We start from the raw sequence: 20,782 nt of genomic DNA, 5'->3' as shown, positions 1-20,782 counted from the left end.
AAGGTAGACAATGGCTTTAACCCTGTATTTTAGATACTTCATCGGTAAGCACTGTGATTTTTGTTGGCGTAAAGCCAGCATCTAAAATTGTCTGCTTAATCACCTCTAGGCTCGGCGCACTTGAGTCGACTTCTAGTTGCACTTTCTTAACCTTCATACTCACCTTCACTCCTAGCACACCTTGCATCTTGTTAAATTTTCGATTTAACGTATCGACACATAAGGCACAAGTCATGCCGTGTACATCGACTTCAATTGTCTTGGCATGAATAGGGAATGCCAAAGATAAAATAACAACCAATGCTAATAATAGAATCTGTTTCATGATTTTTCCTTCATTACATAGTTCTCCTTTATGACTCAAGAAATAGACGAAATGGCAGTAAAAGATAACTTGTGAAAAAACCAATGAACCAGATCGCTGAACTGAACCAGAAAACCCTCTTATTCCATTGTTTTGTTTTTTGACACAGAGCAGCCAAAGAAGGATCGGAAGGACAGGCTTGATTAGGACGCCAGATCACCCAAGCCAAAATAATCAAGACTAAAGCAGCTAAGAGCAAGGTCCAGATTTTATACTCAGCAAGAAATAGCAGTGCGGGTATTTCATAATTCAAACTTGCTACGACAGCACCAAAACCCAAAGAAACCAATAAAATAGGCAAGGCACAACAGATCAAAGTACCGCTGGCGACAAACAGCGCAACCCATTTTAGGTATGGTTTTTCTAATAGAGTCATTTCTGGCATTCTCCCCCCATACAAGCAGACAAGGAACCAGACTCCTGGATTGGTGGACATGGTACTGAGCCATAAGAACAAAACACACAGCAATCCCCTTGCAGAGGCTTCAGTAACCGCTTACAAGCAATACACTCATGAAACCATTGACAATAATCCATCGGCATTTCAATCAGCTCCTTGTACCCACACTCAGGACATCTGAGTTCTGAACCTGTAATAATATTCGACATACATGTTCCCTAATCTGTTTATGTTATTATAGAACCTATAGTAACTATAGGTTCAAGGGCTTTGATATGAATGCTGAAGAATATTCAGTTGGACAGCTGGCCAAAGAAGCCAACTGCAAAGTTGAAACGGTTCATTACTATGAGAAAATAGGTCTGATGCCGAAGCCGCCAAGAACCAGTGGCGGGCACAGGGTGTATGCGTTACCCCATGTTAAGCGGTTGAATTTTATCAGGCGTAGCCGTGATCTGGGTTTTAAAATTGAACAGGTCAAAGATCTGCTTAAATTTATTGATGAACCCAACCACTACTGCGGTGAAGTGCGGGCATTAGCCATGCAACAGGCCAAGTTGGTGCAGGAAAAAATTAATGACTTACAACGTCTTCAATCGGCACTGGATGAGATGATCAACCAATGTAAGACGAGTCATGACTCAATAAACGACTGCCCTATCGTTGATGCACTCTTTACCAAAAAATAGAGCCAAATTGACATCTCATTTTTACGAGAATGCCAGACACCAAGTAAATTTATTCCCATCCCTGGTAAATTGACATCTCTTGTTTACAAGAATTCCAGACATAAAAAGGGAGCCTAAGCTCCCTTTCTTTACCGCGTTAGCGGCTAACAGTTACAAATAACGTTCAGATGGAAAGTTACTTGTACTTGGTCATCACCAAAGTGGCATTGGTGCCACCGAAGCCGAAACTGTTACTCATCACTGTGTTGAGTTCAACCTCACGGTATTCAGTCACTACTGGCATACCTTCCGCTTTCTCATCTAAGTTATCAATATTGATACTTGGAGCGATAAAGCTATTTTCCATCATGATGATGCTGTAGATAGCTTCGTGAGCACCAGCAGCACCGAGTGCGTGGCCAGTCAAAGACTTAGTTGAAGCGATAGCCGGCAGGTTGTCACCGAAAGTTTCACGTAATGCTTCAAGTTCACGGGTATCACCCACTGGTGTCGATGTACCGTGGGTGTTGATGTAATCAACTGGCGTCTTAACATCAGCAAGGGCCATTTGCATACAGCGAACCGCGCCTTCACCTGATGGTGCAACCATGTCATAGCCATCTGATGATGCGCCATAACCTACAACTTCAGCGTAAATTTTTGCGCCACGTGCTAATGCATGCTCAAGCTCTTCAACTACGACCATTCCGCCGCCACCTGAGATAACAAAACCATCACGGTCTGCATCATAGGTACGAGAGGCTTTCTCTGGTGTGTCATTGTACTTAGTTGACAGTGCGCCCATAGCATCAAAGCCCATAGTCAGGGTCCAATCAACTTCTTCAGAACCACCCGCAAACACCATATCTTGCTTACCCATTTGGATAAGTTCAACGGCGTGACCGATACAGTGAGCACTGGTTGCACAAGCAGAGCTTATTGAGTAGTTCATGCCTTTAATTTTAAATGGCGTGGCTAAACATGCACTCGCGGTACTGGACATGATACGTGGCACGATATACGGACCAACACGCTTCACACCTTTCTCACGAAGAATATCGGCAGCCCTAACCTGGTTAGCAGAAGACGCACCACCACAACCAGCAATAATACCCACACGAGGATCAGAATACTGCTCTTCGGTTAAGCCTGCATCTTCAATAGCCTCTGCCATCGCGATATACGCATAAGCTGCAGCATTGCCCATAAAGCGCAGTGCTTTACGGTCAATATGATCTTTAGGATCTAACTTGATATCGCCCCAAACACGGCTGCGAAGTTTCATCTCTTCAAACTGAGCTGAGTGAGTAATACCACTGCGGCCGGCTTTTAGTGACTCGGTGACTTCTTGCTTGTTGTTACCAATACTTGAAACTACGCCAAGTCCGGTGATCACGACTCTTTTCATTAATTTCCTATCCATTCTGTACATTAGTACATTCAGTACTAAATTTGCTGAGCTAATAATATCGCTTTTCGAGCAATTAAGTGGTCAGCTTTCCATAAATATGGGTAAAATAATGCCTAAAGTAAGACACAGAGTAAATTCATTGACTGAAGAACGTGAACAAAAAACAGTAAATAGTCGTAAAACTAGTCATTTTGACTCTTTTATAGCGCAGATCGTCAAAAATCATCCTACGAAAAAAAACTTCTCCATAGGTATGATTGGACTAGCTGATGTTGAAAAGTTGATTTCTATCATCCTTTTGCAACAAAACTCCATGCTAGATACCCGACTTTATGTGAAAGTTTTTGAAGCTGATTTTTCAGTCATTGAACAAACTAATCTCGACCTCAAGGCTAGACTAAACAACTTATGTGACAAATCTACGGGTTCCAATTTAGAATCTGATTTAGAAAGGCTGGCAGCACTCAAGCAACTTTCCGCTACTGAGCTTATTAGCATTCCAGGCTGCCAAAGACTGATTTTAAATCGAGGCCAGTGTGTCATCGATCTGTATGTTGGTGATATACAGACAAATTTAAGCCATACGTTAGCACCTAAGTTGAAAGATGCTTTCATCGATGCCTGGCTACACTTATCAGACTCACTCGATGAGTCACTCTTATGGCAAATGGCCAAGTTTAGCAGTCGATTAGCCCCCCTATTTAGCTCAAACATGAATGCCAAGCAGATTAGGCTGGCCCAACTCACAGGCTTTACATTGTCAGAACCTCATTGCTCTACCCTCTCCTCTTCAGATGAAGTGGGTAATGAGATAGCAGAACAAGAGCGCCGAGCCTTAAGGCAAGCCCAAGCCGATACATTTCTACATTATCCTCAATTCCCGGCAAAAGGTGGTGAAATTGCCGTTATAGGTGGCGGAATAGCCAGTACTCATCTAGCACTGTCTCTGGCTGAGCGACACAAAACGGTGCGACTTTTTTGTCAAGACAATGGCTTTTCTCAACAAGCTTCTGGCAATAAGCAAGGCGCTATTTATCCTCTACTCACCCCAGACAATGGCACACTTAGCCAGTATTATCAGCAGGGGCTACTGTTTAGTCGTAGACGATTAATCGCTCTGGTTGATGAAGGCTATAACATAGCTAACCAGTTGTGCGGTGTGCTGCATACAGGTCACGATGAACGCAGCCGTGGCAGGCTCGATAGAATAATCTCGGCTCAAGCTTGGCCAAAAGACATTGCCCATAGTGTCAATGCAAATCAAGCGTCCCAGCTGGCAGGCATAGAAATAGACAAAGATGGTGTATTTTACCCTTTAGGTGGCTGGATCAGTCCGCCAGAATTTACTCAGGCCGCCTTCGATAAAGCGGCACAAATCTCCGATGTTAGTGCGCTATTTAATTGTAATATTGTTCGAATTGAACAAAGAGAAAACGCTTGGTATCTTTACCAGTCTCCATCTGAAGAGGGAGGAAATGAAATAGAGCATGGTCCTTTTGCTACCTTAGTATTGGCCAATGGCCATGGGTTGACGCAGTTTGAACAAACTAAACTGCTACCCGCAACTGGGTTCAGAGGCCAAGTCAGCCATATTCCAGCTCGTAATGAGCTCGCAAAGCTCAACACGGTGCTTTGCTCACATGGTTATCTGACACCAAGCAATAATCAGCTTCATTGTACCGGTGCCAGTTATGTCAAAGACCCTAAACATTTAGATTATTGCCCTAACGAGCAGCTGGATAATCTTAAAAAGATGCAGCACAGCTATGAAGGCAAGTCTTGGGTCGATGATATCGACATCAGTGGCCACAGTGCCAGAGTCGGCGTACGTATGGTCACCCGCGATCATGCACCTATGATGGGCTGCGCGCCAGATCTCGATGTGATACTTGAGCAATACCAACAACATCAGCACACTAAGGAAAGTATAACGTTTTGGAAGGGTAACCCGGCTCCCGTCCATGAAGGTTTATTTATTTTGGGGGGCCTAGGCTCCAGAGGGATAACCTCAGGGCCTCTTGCCGCTGAAGCCCTTGCCGCTCAACTTTGTGGAGAAGTGCTGCCACTGGATATGACCACCCTAGCCATGCTTAACCCGAATCGGATGTTGATGCGTAAACTAATAAAAGGCAAAGCACTTTAGCCTATTAAAGAAAACCCCCAGCGCCATCACTGGCACTGGGGGTTATTATCTCTATCGCATTTATTCTCAGCGGCTTAGGCTTAAGACATCGTTTACAGAGCCATGCTCTCACTAAAAGGTTAAGCCATTGAGTTATACTGATTGGTATTATTTCTGTGTTTCTGCGCCAGCTTGAATAAGTGCATTTTTAAGTGAGTTAGCCCAGCTTCGATATACCGTTCTGACATCTCCCCAATTAAACACCGAAGTATTCTGTCTCCATTGATCAAATCCTTGGCCTCTATCGGCGGCCTTAGCTAATACTTGGCCAGTTTTACCGTCTTTAATCTTCGCCAGTAGCACCATAGAACCTGAGTTTTGGCTAAATGTTTTCCCCATTGAGCTGTAGCTCCTTCGACTATCTTCACGGGGTGCTGTCATTCTGATATCAGTGACGGCGACCTCAACAACCAAAGTCCCCTCTTCAGCTTCGCTTACCAAGATAAAAGGTTGCTCTTTATTAAAGACTTTCTCAGTCATCAAATGAAACTCATCAGCCATTTTTTGCAGATCTTGCTCTCGCAAGTCATAGCTAGCATTCACACCATCGCTATGTCGATCAATTCTAGGAGGCTTATAATCTGAGGCGTGATCATTGGTTACTTTGACGGGTTCAAAATAGAGTTTTGTGTATTGAGACCAATTGACATTGGGCCTGATGAAAGACATATCGAGCTGTGAGTTGTCAACCTTGACCAAGCCATCATCTCTGATATCTGCACTATTTGTACTCAGAGACAGTGGCTGAGAACTGCAAGCTGTCATATTCAATAATAGAAGAGCCATATAACCAGTTAAACGTTTCATAAACAATCCATTGCTAATGTTTGGTCTAAACAAACTAACTCAATGTTAATGGATTGTATATCAGGATTATGGCTACTTTAGACAATTTTACTCTGCTTTTACTCTGACTCGATTATTAGTGTCTCGACTTTTCCTGATGAGTGCATCATCCGCGATCTGCATATTGTTTTTGGCTAAACGATCATACAGTAAGACATTGACTGACGAGGCTAAGTTCATACAGCCAATGGTCGGCACATAAACCACTGCATCAGCTTCATCAATGAGCGACTGTTCGATAGTGCCATCTTCAGGACCAAACACATAAATAGCTTTATCAGGATGAACAAATTCAGGTAAAGGAGTCGCTCCTTCAACTAAATCAACACAGATAAGCTTTACCCCCTCAGCCCGAGCCGATAACAGGTCATCGGTGGCCGATAGTGGAATATGTAATTTTGAGTTTTTTGTATCGGTATTGTACTGCGCGCCCCTATGTTTAGCGGCGAGTGCATAGCGTTTTCCGGTATACAAAATTTCGTCTGCCTGATAACAGCCAGCGGCTCTCATCACCCCGCCGACATTGGTCGGGCTTTTCGGGTTAACTAGCCCTATGATAACCAAGCTTGTCTTTGCTGTGCTTGCAGGCGTATCGCTCACGCGCTGAGTCTTCCACTAAGCTGCTGCCATGCAGACTCAACTAATGCATAATCAACATCCCCTAATTCTTGCTTAGCCAGAACGAGGCAATCATCCATCTTAATATTAAGCGCTGCAACATTTTGCTCAGACTCACTCTCTAGTTGAGAGAGCGCAACAGCAAAATGTCCCTGAAGGTATCCACTCGAAAAAAGCGCATCTTCATCACCTTTCGCAACGATATCATCAATCCACTCATACAATGCTGTTTCATACTGCTCTAACATGGGAACTCCACTCTCTTATCTCAATACATACTACTGACCGGCAGTAGACTATGGCTCAGGGTTATAGTTGTTTAAATGTGTTAATTCAAATCGGGATTAGCGACCTGATACATGACATAGTCATGGTAACCTGTGATGACTTGATAATAGCCACACAGATCTCTGTCTAATTGTGGGTCGCCACTATCCACAATTAAGGGGCGTCCTTCAAGTGCTTTTAGCTTAGTTTTAGTGGCTATAATGATTATATTGTCTTTACCGACACGTTTTATCAATTCACTGGACAATTGTTGATTACCCCGGCCTAGGATATGCCCCTGCCCACCGATAAGGGTGATAACTAATTTAATAGGCTGATCTTGAGTAAAAGATTCTTGAGTCAGTTGCAGTAATTGCTCTGCACTCAGGTCCGTCCCAATGACTTGTTGGTCTTGAACTAAGTCAACACCCAGCAAGGTATTTTCGAGTCCCATTTCAGCCATGACTGCTGCAACGGTACTGCCCGAACCCATGATATAGCACTCTTCATTCATGTTCTCGATCACTTCGGCGGCGATGTCGACCAGCACTAATTCATCACTTTCAATGCCACCCATCTTAACCGCCTGGATAAATCTAGGCTCGGCTGGCACTAACATGTCACCATAACGTTTCGCTCTGACAGTACCTTCTCTGAAGGCCACCTCATCAATATCCATCACATCGGCGCTCATCAAGCAGACTAATTCGCCATCGAGCAGCATTTTTACCACCATGCCTGATGCATGAGGAGTGATGCCATACACACCAGAGTGGATTTTCACTCCCGCTGGCACCCCTAACACTGGCATATTGTCATCGGCCACACTATACACATCTCTGGCAGTACCATCTCCACCAGCAAAAAGCAGCAGATCGAGTTCTTCCTCTAATAAATGTTTGACGACAGCCTGAGTATCGCTCGCATCACTCTTACCATCGACACTGTGCACCACCCGAACATCAAAGCCCATCTCCTTAGCGAGACTCTCGCCCATATCACCAGAAGCGGTGATCACTTCAATCTGTTGCTGATAAGGAAGAATAACCTCAAGGGCTTGCTGCATACGTAAATGAGCCTTAGGCTTAGCGCCGCGGGCCAATGCCTCCTCAGCGACACCATCACTCCCTTTTAGCGCGACACTACCTCCTAGTCCGGCGAAGGGGTTGATGATTAAACCAAGACGAAATTTAACTGCCATTTACTGTCCTTATCTCTACTGGTTGATACCGCTTATGCTGTACGCCAAACACACTTTCGTATCTGACATATTTTAAGCGACTTCTTGAGCGCTGTTAACCTGTTTAGGAATAAAGTAAATTGCTATCATAGACAGGAAAGCACAAACAGCAGCAGCCACCCAAGCTAAATAAGCCCCTGAGCCGTCTCCCCAGATCATGCCACACATCCAAGTGCCTAATGCACCACCGACGCCAAAACTTAAGCTGGCATACAAGGCTTGACCTTTGCTGCGGTGAGAGATATCGAAGCGACTGTGAACAAATTGAATCGATGCAGCATGCACTAAGCCAAAGGTAAACGCGTGCAGTAATTGACTGACACCGAGCCAAATAAAGCTATCGACACAATAAGCCATCAATAACCAACGGATCCCGGTAAAGCCCAGGCTTGCTACCAACAGTCGCTTAACGCCAAAACGGCCCAGTAAACGAGGTGCTATCATAAACATCAAAATTTCTGCGAGTACACCTACGGCGACGTAAATACCGGCAACCGCCTCAGTATATCCAGCCTGTTTCAGATAGAGGACAAAGAATCCATAAAAGGGACCAGCGCTCATCTGCAACAGCACTGCGGAAATTAAAAACCAAACAATCCCTTTATCTAACACTAACTTGGGTTTATCTGCTTTTGACTTCACCACTACACGATCTGACGGTAGCGGTAAGGCACTTAACAACAGACCAATGAACAACGACATGCCAACATACGGCAGTATTTCTGTTCCCCAAATACTAATGGCAAAGCCCACACCCACTACAAACACCAGATACCCAAGGCTACCAAAGCTGCGAATGGCACCATAGCGGGAAGTATTCTCCCCTAGCGTTTCTAGCGTTATCACTTCTAGCTGGGCCAGAATTGCATTCCAGAAGAAGGTATAGATACATAGGCTAAGTGCAAGATAGGTAAAGCTGCCATCATAAAAAAACGTCAGATAGCTTACTGCAGCAGCTGCAGCTCCCCATTTTATGAGTTGAGATCGCATCCCTGTACGGTCTGCTACCATGGCCCAAATATTCGGTGCTATGATCCGTGTTGCCATCAAAATAGCCAACAGAAATCCTATCTCTTGAGGATTAAAACCACGATTTTCAAAAAATACCCCAAGGTATGGCACCATCACGCCTAAGATAGCAAAAAAGAAAAAATAACAGGCACTTATCCAGCGCAGCTGCATACTGACATCAGAAGTTTGTTTCATTACACCAAATCGAGATAGGAAAGACGGCGCTATTTTACGCTTAAGTCAGTTAAACCGTAAGTGAAGTTTGACCATTTTAAGCAAAGTTTTTTCATGGTAGGAAGAATGATGATAAATAACAAAAAAGGCGCAAAGCGCCTCTTATTCTAATCGATAAATAAACCTAAATCGTTAACGCATACCAATATGAGGTGTGCTGCTGTGCACATCCATATTTTGTGCTCTGTGTCTAAGCAGATGATCCATCAATACAATTGCAAGCATCGCTTCTGCGATAGGTACTGCACGAATACCCACACAAGGGTCGTGGCGGCCTTTAGTGACAACTTCAGCCGTCTCACCTTGAGCATTCATGCTCTCACCAGGAATGCTGATACTTGAAGTCGGCTTCATCGCGATATGGGCCACGATAGGCTGACCTGAAGAGATGCCACCTAGAATGCCACCGGCGTGGTTAGAAGCAAAGCCTTGTGGAGACATTAAGTCTCTATGCTCAGACCCTTTTTGATTAACCACTTCAAAACCATCACCAATCTCTACACCTTTAACCGCATTGATCCCCATTAATGCATGGGCAATCTCGGCATCGAGTCGGTCAAATACTGGTTCACCGAATCCAACAGGAACGCCCGTTGCAACCACTGATACTTTAGCGCCGATAGAGTCACCGCTCTTTATCAAGTCACGCATATACTGATCGAGTGCATCAATTTTATCAGCATCGGGGAAGAAGAACGCGTTTTGCTCAATCTGTTCAAAGTCGATTGTCTCAGCTTTAATAGGGCCAAGTTGAGACAGGTAACCATTGATTTCGATACCATGAACTTGCTTCAGGTATTTTTTAGCCACTGCTCCAGCAGCCACTCGCATGGCTGTTTCGCGAGCCGATGAACGTCCACCGCCGCGATAATCACGCAAGCCGTATTTTTGCTGATAGGTATAATCGGCATGCCCCGGGCGGAACAAGTCCTTAATATTGGAGTAATCTTTACTACGTTGATCGGTGTTTTCAATCATTAAGCCGATCGAAGTCCCAGTCGTTTTACCTTCGAACACGCCCGATAAGATACGTACTTCATCAGCCTCACGCCTTGCGGTGGTATAACGAGAAGTCCCAGGACGACGTCGGTCTAGATCTTGTTGCATATCGGCTTCATTAAGCTCAAGTCCTGGTGGGACCCCATCGATAATACAACCTAAAGCGACACCATGGCTTTCGCCAAATGTTGTCACGACAAAATTTTGTCCAATACTATTTCCCGACATCCGTTCTATTAACCTCTGACTAGTGTTAAAAATACTCTTAATTTGCACACAAGCTGAGATTAGCTCAAATGAACGACAAGTGACAGACATAAAAAAGGCTAACTTATTCGTTAGCCTTTTTTATCAGCAGTGTGTAATTGAAAGATCAAACGCTAGCGATTACTCACTGTCTTTAAAGATGACAAACAGTGTTTCGTTTTCAACCAGCTGATCACGGGTCAATACAAATACGCCGTCGCCGCCATTTTCAAATGAAACCCAAGTAAATGGTACATCAGGGAACTGCTCAGTCAGCTGCACCATAGAGTTACCTACCTCAACGACAAGCAAACCATCTTCAGTCAGGTAATCGGCAGCATTGGCTAAAATACGTTTGGTGAGATCTAGACCATCACGACCCGATGCCAAACCAATTGCTGGCTCATGCTGATATTCATCAGGCATATCATCGATATCTTCAGCATCCACATACGGCGGATTTGACACGATTAAATCGTAATGTGGCCCTTTGGGTATGGCAGAGAATATATCTGATTCAATAGGAAAGACCCGACTCATCACCCCTAAATTCTCGATGTTGATTTGGGCTACATCTAATGCATCAGAGCTAATGTCTAACGCATCGACTTCCGCTTCTTCGAACTCATAAGCACAAGCGATAGCGATACAGGCACTGCCAGTGCAAAGATCAAGAATACGGTTAACTGGCTTGTTATAAAGCCAAGGGCTGAATCGATTTGCAATCATTTCTGCAATCGGTGAGCGAGGAACAAGCACACGTTCATCGACAAAGAACTCGAGTCCGGCAAAAAAGGCCTTATTAGTCAAATATGGAACAGGAAGGCGCTCTCTGACACGGCGGATAATTAACTCAACGATTTTGTGTTTTTCACTACTCGTAAGGTTGGAATTTATGACTTGCTGACCAATCTCTTCTGGGAGGTGCAGAGCATGAAAGACGAGTGCAATGACTTCATCCCACGCATTATCGGTTCCATGGCCATAATAGATATCGGCATCATTAAAACGGCTCACGCCCCAACGTAACATATCACCTATGGTACGCAGTTCAGTTACCGCCTCATCTACAAAAATCTTATCCAAAACTCACTCCAGCATGATTATTCCGCTTCATTGTAACTGAAGTCTATTCATATGGCATCGGATTCAATAAAATAGACTCTGTATTTCCATGATTTAGTGATTTTGCCACTTTAGGCCGCAATTGCTGTATCGTTTCGGCTCTAAAGTTAGTAAGTAGGACAAATGAAGAATAAACAGAACTCCGACGATCAAGAATTATTTTCATCTTTAACAAAGGGCATTAAACCGCTTAAACAAAATAAGCGCTTTTTTAAAGCCGAACAAAAAGATAAGAAGGTGATCGAGGAAAAAACCCAGCAACTGCATGCTGACAGTTATTTTTCAGATACTTATCAGCCACACCTTCCTAGCGAAGGGGCTATGCGTTGGTCACGTGATGATATTGATAGCTTTGAGCTCAAACGTTTGCGTCGTGGAGACTACCAGCCCGACCTATTACTCGATCTGCACGGCATGCGACAAAGTGAGGCCAAACTTGAATTAGCCGCTTTGATTCAAGCCTGTATCAAGCAACAATCCCACTGCTGCTGTGTCATGCACGGCCATGGAACTGGCATACTGAAACAAAACATTCCAATGTGGTTGGCTCAACATCCGCATGTAATGGCTTTTCACAAAGCGCCTAAAGAATGGGGCGGCGATGCCGCTTTATTGGTACTCATTGATATTGGTGATGTTCCGTATAGAAGGTAAAGGTAACAGTGCGAGGTGCGAGGTGCGAGGTGCGAGGTGCGAGGTGCGAGGTGCGAGGTGCGAGGTGCGAGGTGCGAGGTGCGAGGTGCGAGGTGCGAGGCAATATAAGTTCAAAGAAAGAAAACAGTCAATAGAACCACTGTTTTCTTACTAAATGAATCTGATAGTTAACTAATCGAGTGAGGAGCATGCTGCCAAATTAAACTCGCTGGCTCACAATGTTTATCAATAAGTGTTACACCCGATGTCGCAAACAGAGGTGGTTCAATCCCTGCGACAAGCTCACTGACCATGTAACCCAGCAAAGGCATGTGGGCAATCACTAACACTTTATCTGCTTTAAATTGCTCGGCGTATGCCACAGTAAGAGCAGCTGCAGTTGACGGATCTCCAGAAGGAACCAGTTCATCAAGAGTTAACCATTTTCTAGGTTCAGGAAAATGTTTACTCACTTCCTGCCAGCTTTGTTGTGCTCTTAAATAAGGGCTAACTAAAACCAAATCAAATTCAACCACAGATTTGCCAAGCCAGTTACTCATCACCGAAGTGTGGTAACGACCCGTATCTGTTAACGTCCGCTCTCTATCCGAATGAGCCTGATAGCCGGCTTCACCATGACGCATTAAAAATAGCTGCATACCACTCTCGCTACTCATTATTCTCGTTATATGCCAATTGTAGCCTCAAAACCCATTGGCACAAACCCCAATTAAGTCATTATTTAGTCGAATAGACTTTATACCCGCATCACTTTTAGTCTCAAGATCTTCCTAGAATAAAATTCAAGCCTAATAGAGACTTGCTAAACAGAGATAAGCAGACCAATATGTAATACTTACCGCTGTATTTTAGTTTAAAACACTAGGTCTTTATTCCTAGTCATCGTTAGCATCTAATGCGCATTCATTGCCACCGGACGGAGTCACTTCATTGCCTGAATCATTGCAAATCATCAAAAGCCCAAATGATCACCGTCGCTATCAGTATTTAACACTCGACAACGGATTATCGGTACTTTTGGTTGAAGATAATCAAGCTAGCCAAGCTGCTGCATCAATGGCAGTTAATGTGGGCCATTTTGATGATCCTGCAACAAGACCAGGTATGGCACATTTTCTTGAACATATGCTGTTCCTTGGCACAGAGAAATTTCCTGATTCTGGTGAGTACCACGCTTTTATCAATCAGCATGGCGGTAACAATAATGCTTGGACGGGAACCGAACATACTAATTTCTTTTTCAGTATCAATGCCGATGTATATGAAGAATCACTAGATAGATTCAGTCAATTTTTTCTTGCCCCCTTATTTAACGAAGAGCTTGTCGATCGTGAGCGTCATGCTATTGAATCTGAATTTAGCTTAAAGCTCAAAGATGATATTCGTCGTACTTATCAAGTTCAAAAAGAAACGGTGAACCCAAAGCATCCTTTCTCAAAGTTTTCTGTCGGAAATCTAAAAACCTTAGCAGGTGATGAGTCTGTACTAAGGGAAGAGTTACTCGATTTTTATCAAACTCATTACAGCTCAAATATCATGACATTATGTCTAGTTGCTCCCGTGTCGCTAACAAAACTAGAGAAATTGGCTGAGCATTATTTCAGTAAAATCATCAACCGTCAGCTGACTAAACACTACCCTAATGTACCGATTTATGAACAGGAACAGCTAAAATCGCAACTGCATATCATACCGCTTAAAGAACAAAAGCGAGTGGCTATCACGTTTAACTTGCCTGCAATAGATCCCTTGTATAAACATAAGCCACTCACCTTCATCAGCCATTTACTCGGTTATGAAGGCTATGGCAGCTTGCTTTCCTATCTAAAAGAGCAAGGTTATGCCATTAACTTATCCGCTGGCGGAGGGGTGAACGGATACAACTTTAAAGATTACAACGTCAGTATTCAGTTAACGGAGAAAGGACTCACTAACCTAGATAGCGTTATACAGTGTACTTTTGAATATATAGAGCTTATAAAAATGCAAGGGCTAGAAGATTGGCGATATCTAGAAAGAGCAAACCTACTTAACTTGGCTTTTAAGTATCAAGAACAAATAAAAACATTGGATTTAGCTAGCCATCTCAGTATCAACATGCACCACTACGATGTCGAAGACTTGGTTTATGGTGACTATAAAATGGATGGTTTGGATGTAGCAGAAACCCTCAGTTTATTGCAAAAAATGACGCCATTAAACATGCGAGTTCAGATTATTGCTCCTGAGCTAGATACCCAAAAACAAGCTAACTGGTACCACACTCCATATCAGATCACACCGATTGCAGCTGAAAGGTTAGCCACTTGGGCACACATCAATATTCGCCCTGAACTCAAACTCCCTAGCGCTAACCCATTTATTATCTCTGATTCTATTCCTCGAGCAGAAAAGAGCCAAAATAAAACACCCGTGATTGTTTCTCAAGAAGAGGGATACCGGATTTGGCATCGTAAAGATGACGAGTTTAATGTCCCTAAGGGACACATGTACTTATCATTAGATTCAGAGCGAGCCGCTTCTTCTCCAAGAAATGCCGCACTGACAAGGCTCTATGTTGAGATGTTGCTCGATTATCTGGTTGAATATACTTATCAAGCTGAAGTTGCTGGTCTAAGTTATAATATTTATCCTCATCAGGGAGGCATCACTCTTCATCTAACTGGCTTTACAGGCAAACAGGAAGCCTTGCTTTCACTCTTGATCGATAAAGCCCGCGAGCGAAACTTTACGCAAAAGTGCTTTGACTCTATTAAGCGGCAAATCTTAAGAAGCTGGTATAACCAAACTCGTGCTAAGCCAATATCACAAATTTTCACCAGCTTGACGGTTACACTACAGAAACGTAGTTATGAACCCTCTAGAATGGCAGAAGAACTAGAAGAGATAACCCTGGAAGATCTTCACGAGCATGTGAGTAAATTTTACGAGAAGATCCACCTTGAAGGCTTAGTTTATGGTGACTGGTTAGTCGAAGAGGCACAAAATTTAGGGGGTCGACTTGACCATATTCTATCCTTAGTTTCTTCGCCGAGTGAAGAATCTGGTCGTGAACTGGTTAATTTGCAAGGAAAAGGGACATTACTCAGAGAAATTACAACATCACATCAAGACAGCAGTATCATTGTCTACTACCAATCAACCCATTCCACACCCGAAACGATGGCATTATTTAGTTTACTTAACCACACAATGTCTTCTACATTCTTCCACGAACTCAGAACCAAGAGACAACTAGGCTATATGGTTGGCACAGGCTACCTGCCGTTGAATAGATACCCAGGGATAATCTTTTACATCCAATCTCCAACATCTTCTCCGTTACAGCTTCTAGAAGCAATCGATGAATTCATTGCCGACTTTAACTACGCGGTGATGCAGATAACAAATCAGCAATGGGAAAGCACTAAACTAGGGCTCATTAACCAAATCATGGAGCACGATGCTAATTTAAAGACGCGGGGACAACGTTATTGGTCGAGTATAGGCAATAAAGATTATGACTTTAATCACAGAGAGCTAGTTGTGGCTGAAGTAGAAAAGTTAACTCGATCTGATGTGATCAAGTTTATGATGCAAAGAATGCGCAATAAACTTTGCGACCGTTTAGTGCTATTCACCACAGGTGACAACCATAGACAGCAAGAGCGTTTAACTTCGGACAATTTAATCACAGATCTTCGTAGCTTCAAGCAGCAAGCGAAAAAATTCAGCTATTAGCTCTCTTCCCCCTCAGGGCTTCGGTTGAAGCCCTGATGCCAGATAACTCTGTTGGCATCGAGCTACAATATAAATTTAGCATAATGGAGGATATACCTTCCTAACCAACAAGCCTAGCTCACATATCTACACAATGGCTCAAAGACAGTTTTAAGAACTACTACTCAGCAGCATTCAGAATAAAAAGCCACAAAACAAATCGGATGACAATGATTATCACTAAAGAAATGTACTGCAAATTTTGACAAAGTCATCACTTTCTGAAAAGGTGAGGTTAACTAACTGTTGCCTAAGCATTACTGGCTAATAATCAAACTAAAAATGATGCCAAACGCTATTATGAAAACAATCACCACTCTCCTATTGACCCTCTGTCTTTTCGGTCAAGTGCAAGCTGCTGAAGAAACAGCCCAAGCGATTACTATTGATCATCTCCCCCAAGCAATAGCTGAAGAAGCTGTTGGGCAGCAAGCTTCCATACTGCTAAATGCCGAAACTTACAGTGTCCCGGAAGGGTTATCACAAAGCACAGTGACATCCTTAGTTGAAGATCAAGATGGCTATGTATGGATTGGAACCCTGAATGGACTCAACAGATTCGATGGGAAAGAGTTTAAGCATTATTTTGCCGATGATAGCCTATCAGGTCTTCCGAGCTCTTTTATTCGCAGTTTATTGATTGATTCAAATGGAAACCTTTTGGTAGGTACAGATAAAGGTTTGGTTATATTAGATAAAAAAATTGAAAAATTTGTTCCATTGGTAAAAGCTTTAGAAACAAGTAGCCTTCCAATATGGTCTCTAAACATATCTAAAGAAGATATATTAGTCGGAACAAACAATACAGTAATAAAGCTAAATAAAAACAATCTTTTATTTAAATCAACCTTTATGAATGATTCGTTTGATGGAGTAAAAACAATAATAGATTATGGAAATAGTTATTTAGTTAGGAACTATAATGGAGACATAATCGAAAGTACTAATGATGAAGTTATATCTAAAAACTCAAAGAATATAATACCATATAATGGGATAGTTATTATTAACGGACCACTTGGTTTATCCACCATTCAGAACAATAAGATTACATTAGTTAGTAGCACGAAGTTTGACACCATATTCATATTAAAAAACAAGCTTGTTGGAATGATAGGAAATAAAATTTACACATTAAAACATGATTTTAGTCACATTCCTTCAGCGATAATAAACAACTTAAATTATTCTTTAGATAAAACTTTAGTTTTCCCTGAAAGAAGTAGTTTTTATTTGGCCACTCAGAACATGGGATTCATTCAAATAAGAGAAAAGTCAAATATAATCAAGAGAAGCTCAAAGAACACTAGTAACATATGGTCAATAAACAAAGAGGAAGATATAAGGTTAACTATAGTTGCTGATTCAAATATGATTTCTGTCTTTGACATTCACAATAATGAAAAACAATTCAACAGCAAGATTACTGGTGCGAAAACTGCAATAACTTATAAAAACAACTTATATGTCGGTAGTACTAGTGGATTGTACTCTATACACTTGGTTACAAAAAAAAGGACAACAATATCAAGCCTGCCCGTCTCAGTATTAAAAGTCAATGAACACGCTGGCACTATACTTGCCGGAACAACTGATGGACTTTTATTATCAATAGACCCATTGACAAAGATGGTTAATAATGAACTGTCAATAGACTATGGGAATCCTATTTTTGATATATCTTCATTTAGTGAATCTATTTTTGTATCTAGCCAAGGTGGGCTTTTCGAAGTAACTCAAGATGAATCAACACCTATATACACTGATGATATTGTATTCAGTGTTAAAAACACATCAAAATCTGTTTTTTTTGGAACGACTAAATCACTGATGGTCTATAACAAGGAATCAAAGACACATTCGATCAAGTATAGTAACAACCGCGCCATATACTCTATATCTTCAGAAGAAAACCAAACAGTTGCAACTTCTATGGCAGAGGTAATATACATAGATAATGAAACACTCTATGTATTAGATGGCACGACTGGTAGCCAAGAAGAGTATAATACTCAATCAACGCTTTACTGGAAAGGTGAATTTATATTGGGAGGAATAAATGGTATAAGCCTACTAAACCCTCAGAATGTTAATTCATACATTTCAAAAGTAACACTTCCTAAAGTAAAAATTGAAGAGCTTCTTGTTTTTAACATCGTTAAAACACCTAATCACGGTATTTTGGATAAACCAATTTCAATATCTGATGAGATAACCTTAAAATATTCAGACTACCCCTTCACATTCAACTTTTGGTCCCCAAGCAATAATTTAGGTGAAATAAATTTTCTATACCAAATGGAAGGACTATCCGATACTTGGATTGAGTCTAAAGGTGTAAACTCAGCAACTTATACCAACCTTTCACCTGGTGATTACACTTTTAATATCTATGCAGTAGATAGTTTTTTGAATAAAAAAGGTGATATTAAACAGCTGAAAGTTATAATAACACCTCCTTGGTGGCTCTCTAAGCAAGCCAAGTTTATCTATTTTATGCTGGCCCTCATGATTTCTGCGGTCATTGTAAAAGCCGTACTCAGACGTCGTGAAGTTCAAAACCAGATAGCTAAATCTGAAGAGCGCCTAAAATTATCACTTTGGGGCAGTGGTGATGAGATGTGGGATTGGGATATTGAAACGGGCCAGATATACCGTTCGAACATATGGGGCTCGCTAGAATTCCCAAGAGATGGCCAGAGATCGGGAGAAAGCGGAGAAGAGAGTAATATCCACCCTATGGATCAAGAGCGTGTCAGTACAGCTCTCAATAATCACTTTTATGGAAGATCCGATCACTTTGAAGCCGCCTACCGAGTAAAAGGCAAGTCAGACGAGTGGGTGTGGATTCTAGACAGAGCAAAAATTGTCGAACGGGATGAAAAAGATAATCCGCTTCGAATGACTGGCACCATTAAAAACATCAATAACTTTAAACATGCCGAAGAGCAGTTAAGATTATTCGAACGGGCAATTGCTAATATATCCGAAGGCATGTTCATTCTAGATAGCCAATTCCATTTTGTGGAGGTTAATGAAGCATGTTGTGAGCTGTGTTTAAATCCGCGAGAGAAATTCATCGGTGTACAATTCAATTTCGATCTCTATCCAGATAGTTATTCAGAGCAGATCCGTTCAATTTTAAACCAACAAGGACGTTGGAGTAACGATGTGGAATCAGCCAAAGGAGATGGGTCTAGTTTCTTAATGGAGCTAACTGTCGATGCGATTTATGATGAGCTAGGTCAGTTGTCACACTATGTCGGGGTCTTCTCCGATATCTCACGTCGAAAGCAGCAAGAGGAAGAGCTCAGAAAGCTCACCAACAACGACCTGCTTACTAATCTCCCCAACCGCTCTAGCTTAATGGTGACTCTTGGTAACTTAGTTAAGCGCGACTCGCATCATACATTAATGGTATTAGATCTTGATAATTTCAAGAAAATTAATGACTCACTGGGCCATCAGGTTGGTGATGAATTACTGATAAAAGTCGCCAAACGGATTGAAACTGCAGTCCCATATCACACCAGTATCTACCGCCTCGGCGGTGATGAATTTGCCATTCTAGTCGATAACAACCCAGATATAGGCTCTAGCGCAGTGATTGCCAATAATGTCATTGAAGCCTTTACTAGCTCATTCGAATTAACGTCAGATAAAGTAGTCGTAGGCATGAGTATTGGTATCGTGCTTTACCCTGAAGATGATCAAAATGAACAAGCCCTGCTGCGCAAAGCCGATATTGCCATGTACCATGCTAAATCCGCAGGCGGCAATCGCTACCAGTTCTATTCAGAATCACTAAACCGAAATGCCATCAGACAGTTAGAGGTAGAAAATCTTATTCGCCAAGGCATTAAAGAAGATCTGTTTGAGGTCTACTATCAACCTAAGATAGAGCTTAAGACGGGTAAAATGGCGGGAATGGAAGCCTTAGTCAGGCTTAATCACCCTGAACAGGGTCTCATTCCACCCAGTGAATTTATCCCATTAGCCGAAGAGAATGGTCTGATCGTCGAAATTGGTGACATAGTGATGAAGAAAGCCTGCTTCGCGGCACAAAAATGGCGCAGTCAAGGAATTTTCGATGGACGGGTAGCCGTCAATTTATCTTCATACCAGTTCGCTTTACCCGATCTTCAGCAGCGTATAGAGTCAATTTTACGTCTAACTCAGCTGCCAGCAGCTAACTTGGAGCTCGAAATCACCGAAGGCACCGTCATTAAAGAACCAGAAAAGGCCATTAAGGTGATGCAACAGCTAGCAAAAATGGGCGTCAGCCTGGCTTTAGATGATTTTGGTACAGGTTACTCATCACTCTCTTATCTGAAGCGCTTCCCAATTCATACCTTGAAAATTGATAAAGCGTTTGTTGACGACATAGATAAATCAGATCGTGATCTTAAAATGGTCGACTCAATAATTACTATAGCTCATAACATGGGGCTATCCGTTGTCGGTGAAGGTGTGGAAGATGCATCTCAGCTAAGCATATTAAAAGCGCTAAATTGCGAGGAAATCCAAGGATTTATATTCAGTAAGGCAGTAACAGAAGCTCAGTTCACCGAGCTATTACGCCAAGATTTTATCCAACCTGGCTTAGTTCAAAAACAGAATAAAGCAATATAAAGTCTACAAAATAACTGCTTTTATTTAAACAAAGGAAAAAGATGGCATAACAACTGCAACTATTCTCTCAAGTGTCAACAAATATGACATACCTACTGACCAGATACCTCAACCTTTGAAGTATCA

17 protein-coding genes are annotated in these 20,782 nt (G+C 42.3%); 5 read left to right on the top strand and 12 right to left on the bottom strand.

Going from position 1 to position 20,782, the window contains the following annotated elements; translation table 11 throughout:
* Positions 1-16: 16 nt before the first annotated feature.
* From FM038_RS08315 to FM038_RS08305, 3 genes are read right to left on the bottom strand one after another with little or no spacing between them, the layout of a single operon-like run.
* Positions 17-325, bottom strand: a complete 309-nt coding sequence (locus FM038_RS08315; RefSeq protein ID WP_142872809.1) for a heavy-metal-associated domain-containing protein — start codon at positions 323-325, stop codon at positions 17-19.
* Positions 326-353: 28 nt separating this feature from the next.
* Positions 354-749 carry a hypothetical protein gene (locus FM038_RS08310; protein ID WP_142872808.1) on the bottom strand — a complete coding sequence of 132 codons (396 nt, stop codon included), beginning with the start codon at positions 747-749 and terminating at the stop codon, positions 354-356.
* Entirely contained in the window at positions 737-973 is a 237-nt protein-coding gene (locus FM038_RS08305) for a GDCCVxC domain-containing (seleno)protein (RefSeq protein WP_142872807.1), read from the bottom strand. The genes FM038_RS08310 and FM038_RS08305 overlap by 13 nt, the downstream gene beginning before the upstream one ends.
* Before the next feature lie 66 nt (positions 974-1,039).
* Between FM038_RS08305 and FM038_RS08300 the strand changes: the two genes are divergently transcribed.
* The gene (locus tag FM038_RS08300) at positions 1,040-1,453 is read left to right on the top strand and encodes a MerR family transcriptional regulator (protein WP_142872806.1); all 414 of its coding nucleotides are present in this window, start codon (positions 1,040-1,042) and stop codon (positions 1,451-1,453) included.
* 175 nt (positions 1,454-1,628) lie between these two features.
* On the opposite strand, the gene fabB is transcribed toward FM038_RS08300, so the two are convergent.
* Positions 1,629-2,840, bottom strand: a complete 1,212-nt coding sequence (gene fabB, locus FM038_RS08295) for a beta-ketoacyl-ACP synthase I (RefSeq protein ID WP_185965779.1) — start codon at positions 2,838-2,840, stop codon at positions 1,629-1,631.
* 112 nt (positions 2,841-2,952) lie between these two features.
* Here fabB and mnmC1 point away from each other — a divergent pair, with 112 nt between their 5' ends.
* Positions 2,953-4,986, top strand: a complete 2,034-nt coding sequence (gene mnmC1 / locus FM038_RS08290) for an FAD-dependent 5-carboxymethylaminomethyl-2-thiouridine(34) oxidoreductase MnmC1 (RefSeq protein WP_142872804.1) — start codon at positions 2,953-2,955, stop codon at positions 4,984-4,986.
* A gap of 147 nt (positions 4,987-5,133) precedes the next feature.
* Here the strand turns inward: mnmC1 and FM038_RS08285 are convergent, their stop codons facing one another.
* From FM038_RS08285 to prmB, 7 genes are all read right to left on the bottom strand, one after another.
* Positions 5,134-5,832, bottom strand: coding sequence for a DUF3313 family protein (locus tag FM038_RS08285; RefSeq protein ID WP_223293023.1), 699 nt, complete (start codon positions 5,830-5,832; stop codon positions 5,134-5,136).
* An 87-nt stretch (positions 5,833-5,919) separates the two neighbouring features.
* Entirely contained in the window at positions 5,920-6,471 is a 552-nt protein-coding gene (locus FM038_RS08280) for an RNA methyltransferase (protein ID WP_142872803.1), read from the bottom strand.
* On the bottom strand, positions 6,468-6,737 hold the full coding sequence (locus FM038_RS08275) for a YfcL family protein (RefSeq protein ID WP_142872802.1): 270 nt from the start codon (positions 6,735-6,737) through the stop codon (positions 6,468-6,470). Before FM038_RS08275 ends, FM038_RS08280 begins: the two co-directional genes overlap by 4 nt.
* A gap of 80 nt (positions 6,738-6,817) precedes the next feature.
* Positions 6,818-7,957 (bottom strand): ATP-NAD kinase family protein, encoded by a 1,140-nt coding sequence (locus FM038_RS08270; RefSeq protein WP_142872801.1) that lies wholly within the window; start codon positions 7,955-7,957, stop codon positions 6,818-6,820.
* A gap of 72 nt (positions 7,958-8,029) precedes the next feature.
* Positions 8,030-9,202: an MFS transporter gene (locus FM038_RS08265; protein ID WP_142872800.1), complete on the bottom strand. Its 1,173-nt coding sequence runs from the start codon at positions 9,200-9,202 to the stop codon at positions 8,030-8,032.
* 171 nt (positions 9,203-9,373) lie between these two features.
* Positions 9,374-10,468 (bottom strand): chorismate synthase, encoded by a 1,095-nt coding sequence (gene aroC / locus FM038_RS08260; RefSeq protein WP_142872799.1) that lies wholly within the window; start codon positions 10,466-10,468, stop codon positions 9,374-9,376.
* Between the two features lie 159 nt (positions 10,469-10,627).
* Positions 10,628-11,572 (bottom strand): 50S ribosomal protein L3 N(5)-glutamine methyltransferase, encoded by a 945-nt coding sequence (gene prmB, locus FM038_RS08255; RefSeq protein WP_142872798.1) that lies wholly within the window; start codon positions 11,570-11,572, stop codon positions 10,628-10,630.
* Positions 11,573-11,734: 162 nt separating this feature from the next.
* Here prmB and smrB point away from each other — a divergent pair, with 162 nt between their 5' ends.
* Positions 11,735-12,265 carry an endonuclease SmrB gene (smrB, locus tag FM038_RS08250; RefSeq protein ID WP_142872797.1) on the top strand — a complete coding sequence of 177 codons (531 nt, stop codon included), beginning with the start codon at positions 11,735-11,737 and terminating at the stop codon, positions 12,263-12,265.
* Positions 12,266-12,432: 167 nt separating this feature from the next.
* Here smrB and sixA read toward each other — a convergent pair whose 3' ends face one another.
* Positions 12,433-12,903, bottom strand: coding sequence for a phosphohistidine phosphatase SixA (gene sixA, locus FM038_RS08245; protein WP_142872982.1), 471 nt, complete (start codon positions 12,901-12,903; stop codon positions 12,433-12,435).
* Between the two features lie 292 nt (positions 12,904-13,195).
* Here sixA and FM038_RS08240 point away from each other — a divergent pair, with 292 nt between their 5' ends.
* Both FM038_RS08240 and FM038_RS08235 read left to right on the top strand, forming a co-directional pair.
* On the top strand, positions 13,196-15,985 hold the full coding sequence (locus FM038_RS08240) for an insulinase family protein (RefSeq protein ID WP_142872796.1): 2,790 nt from the start codon (positions 13,196-13,198) through the stop codon (positions 15,983-15,985).
* Between the two features lie 339 nt (positions 15,986-16,324).
* Entirely contained in the window at positions 16,325-20,656 is a 4,332-nt protein-coding gene (locus FM038_RS08235; RefSeq protein WP_223293022.1) for an EAL domain-containing protein, read from the top strand.
* Positions 20,657-20,782 lie beyond the last annotated feature (126 nt).

The organism is Shewanella eurypsychrophilus (assembly GCF_007004545.3).
Lineage (GTDB): Bacteria > Pseudomonadota > Gammaproteobacteria > Enterobacterales > Shewanellaceae > Shewanella > Shewanella eurypsychrophilus.
The sequence above is the reverse complement of the archived record's forward strand: the minus strand, read 5'-3'. Positions and strand labels throughout refer to the sequence as shown.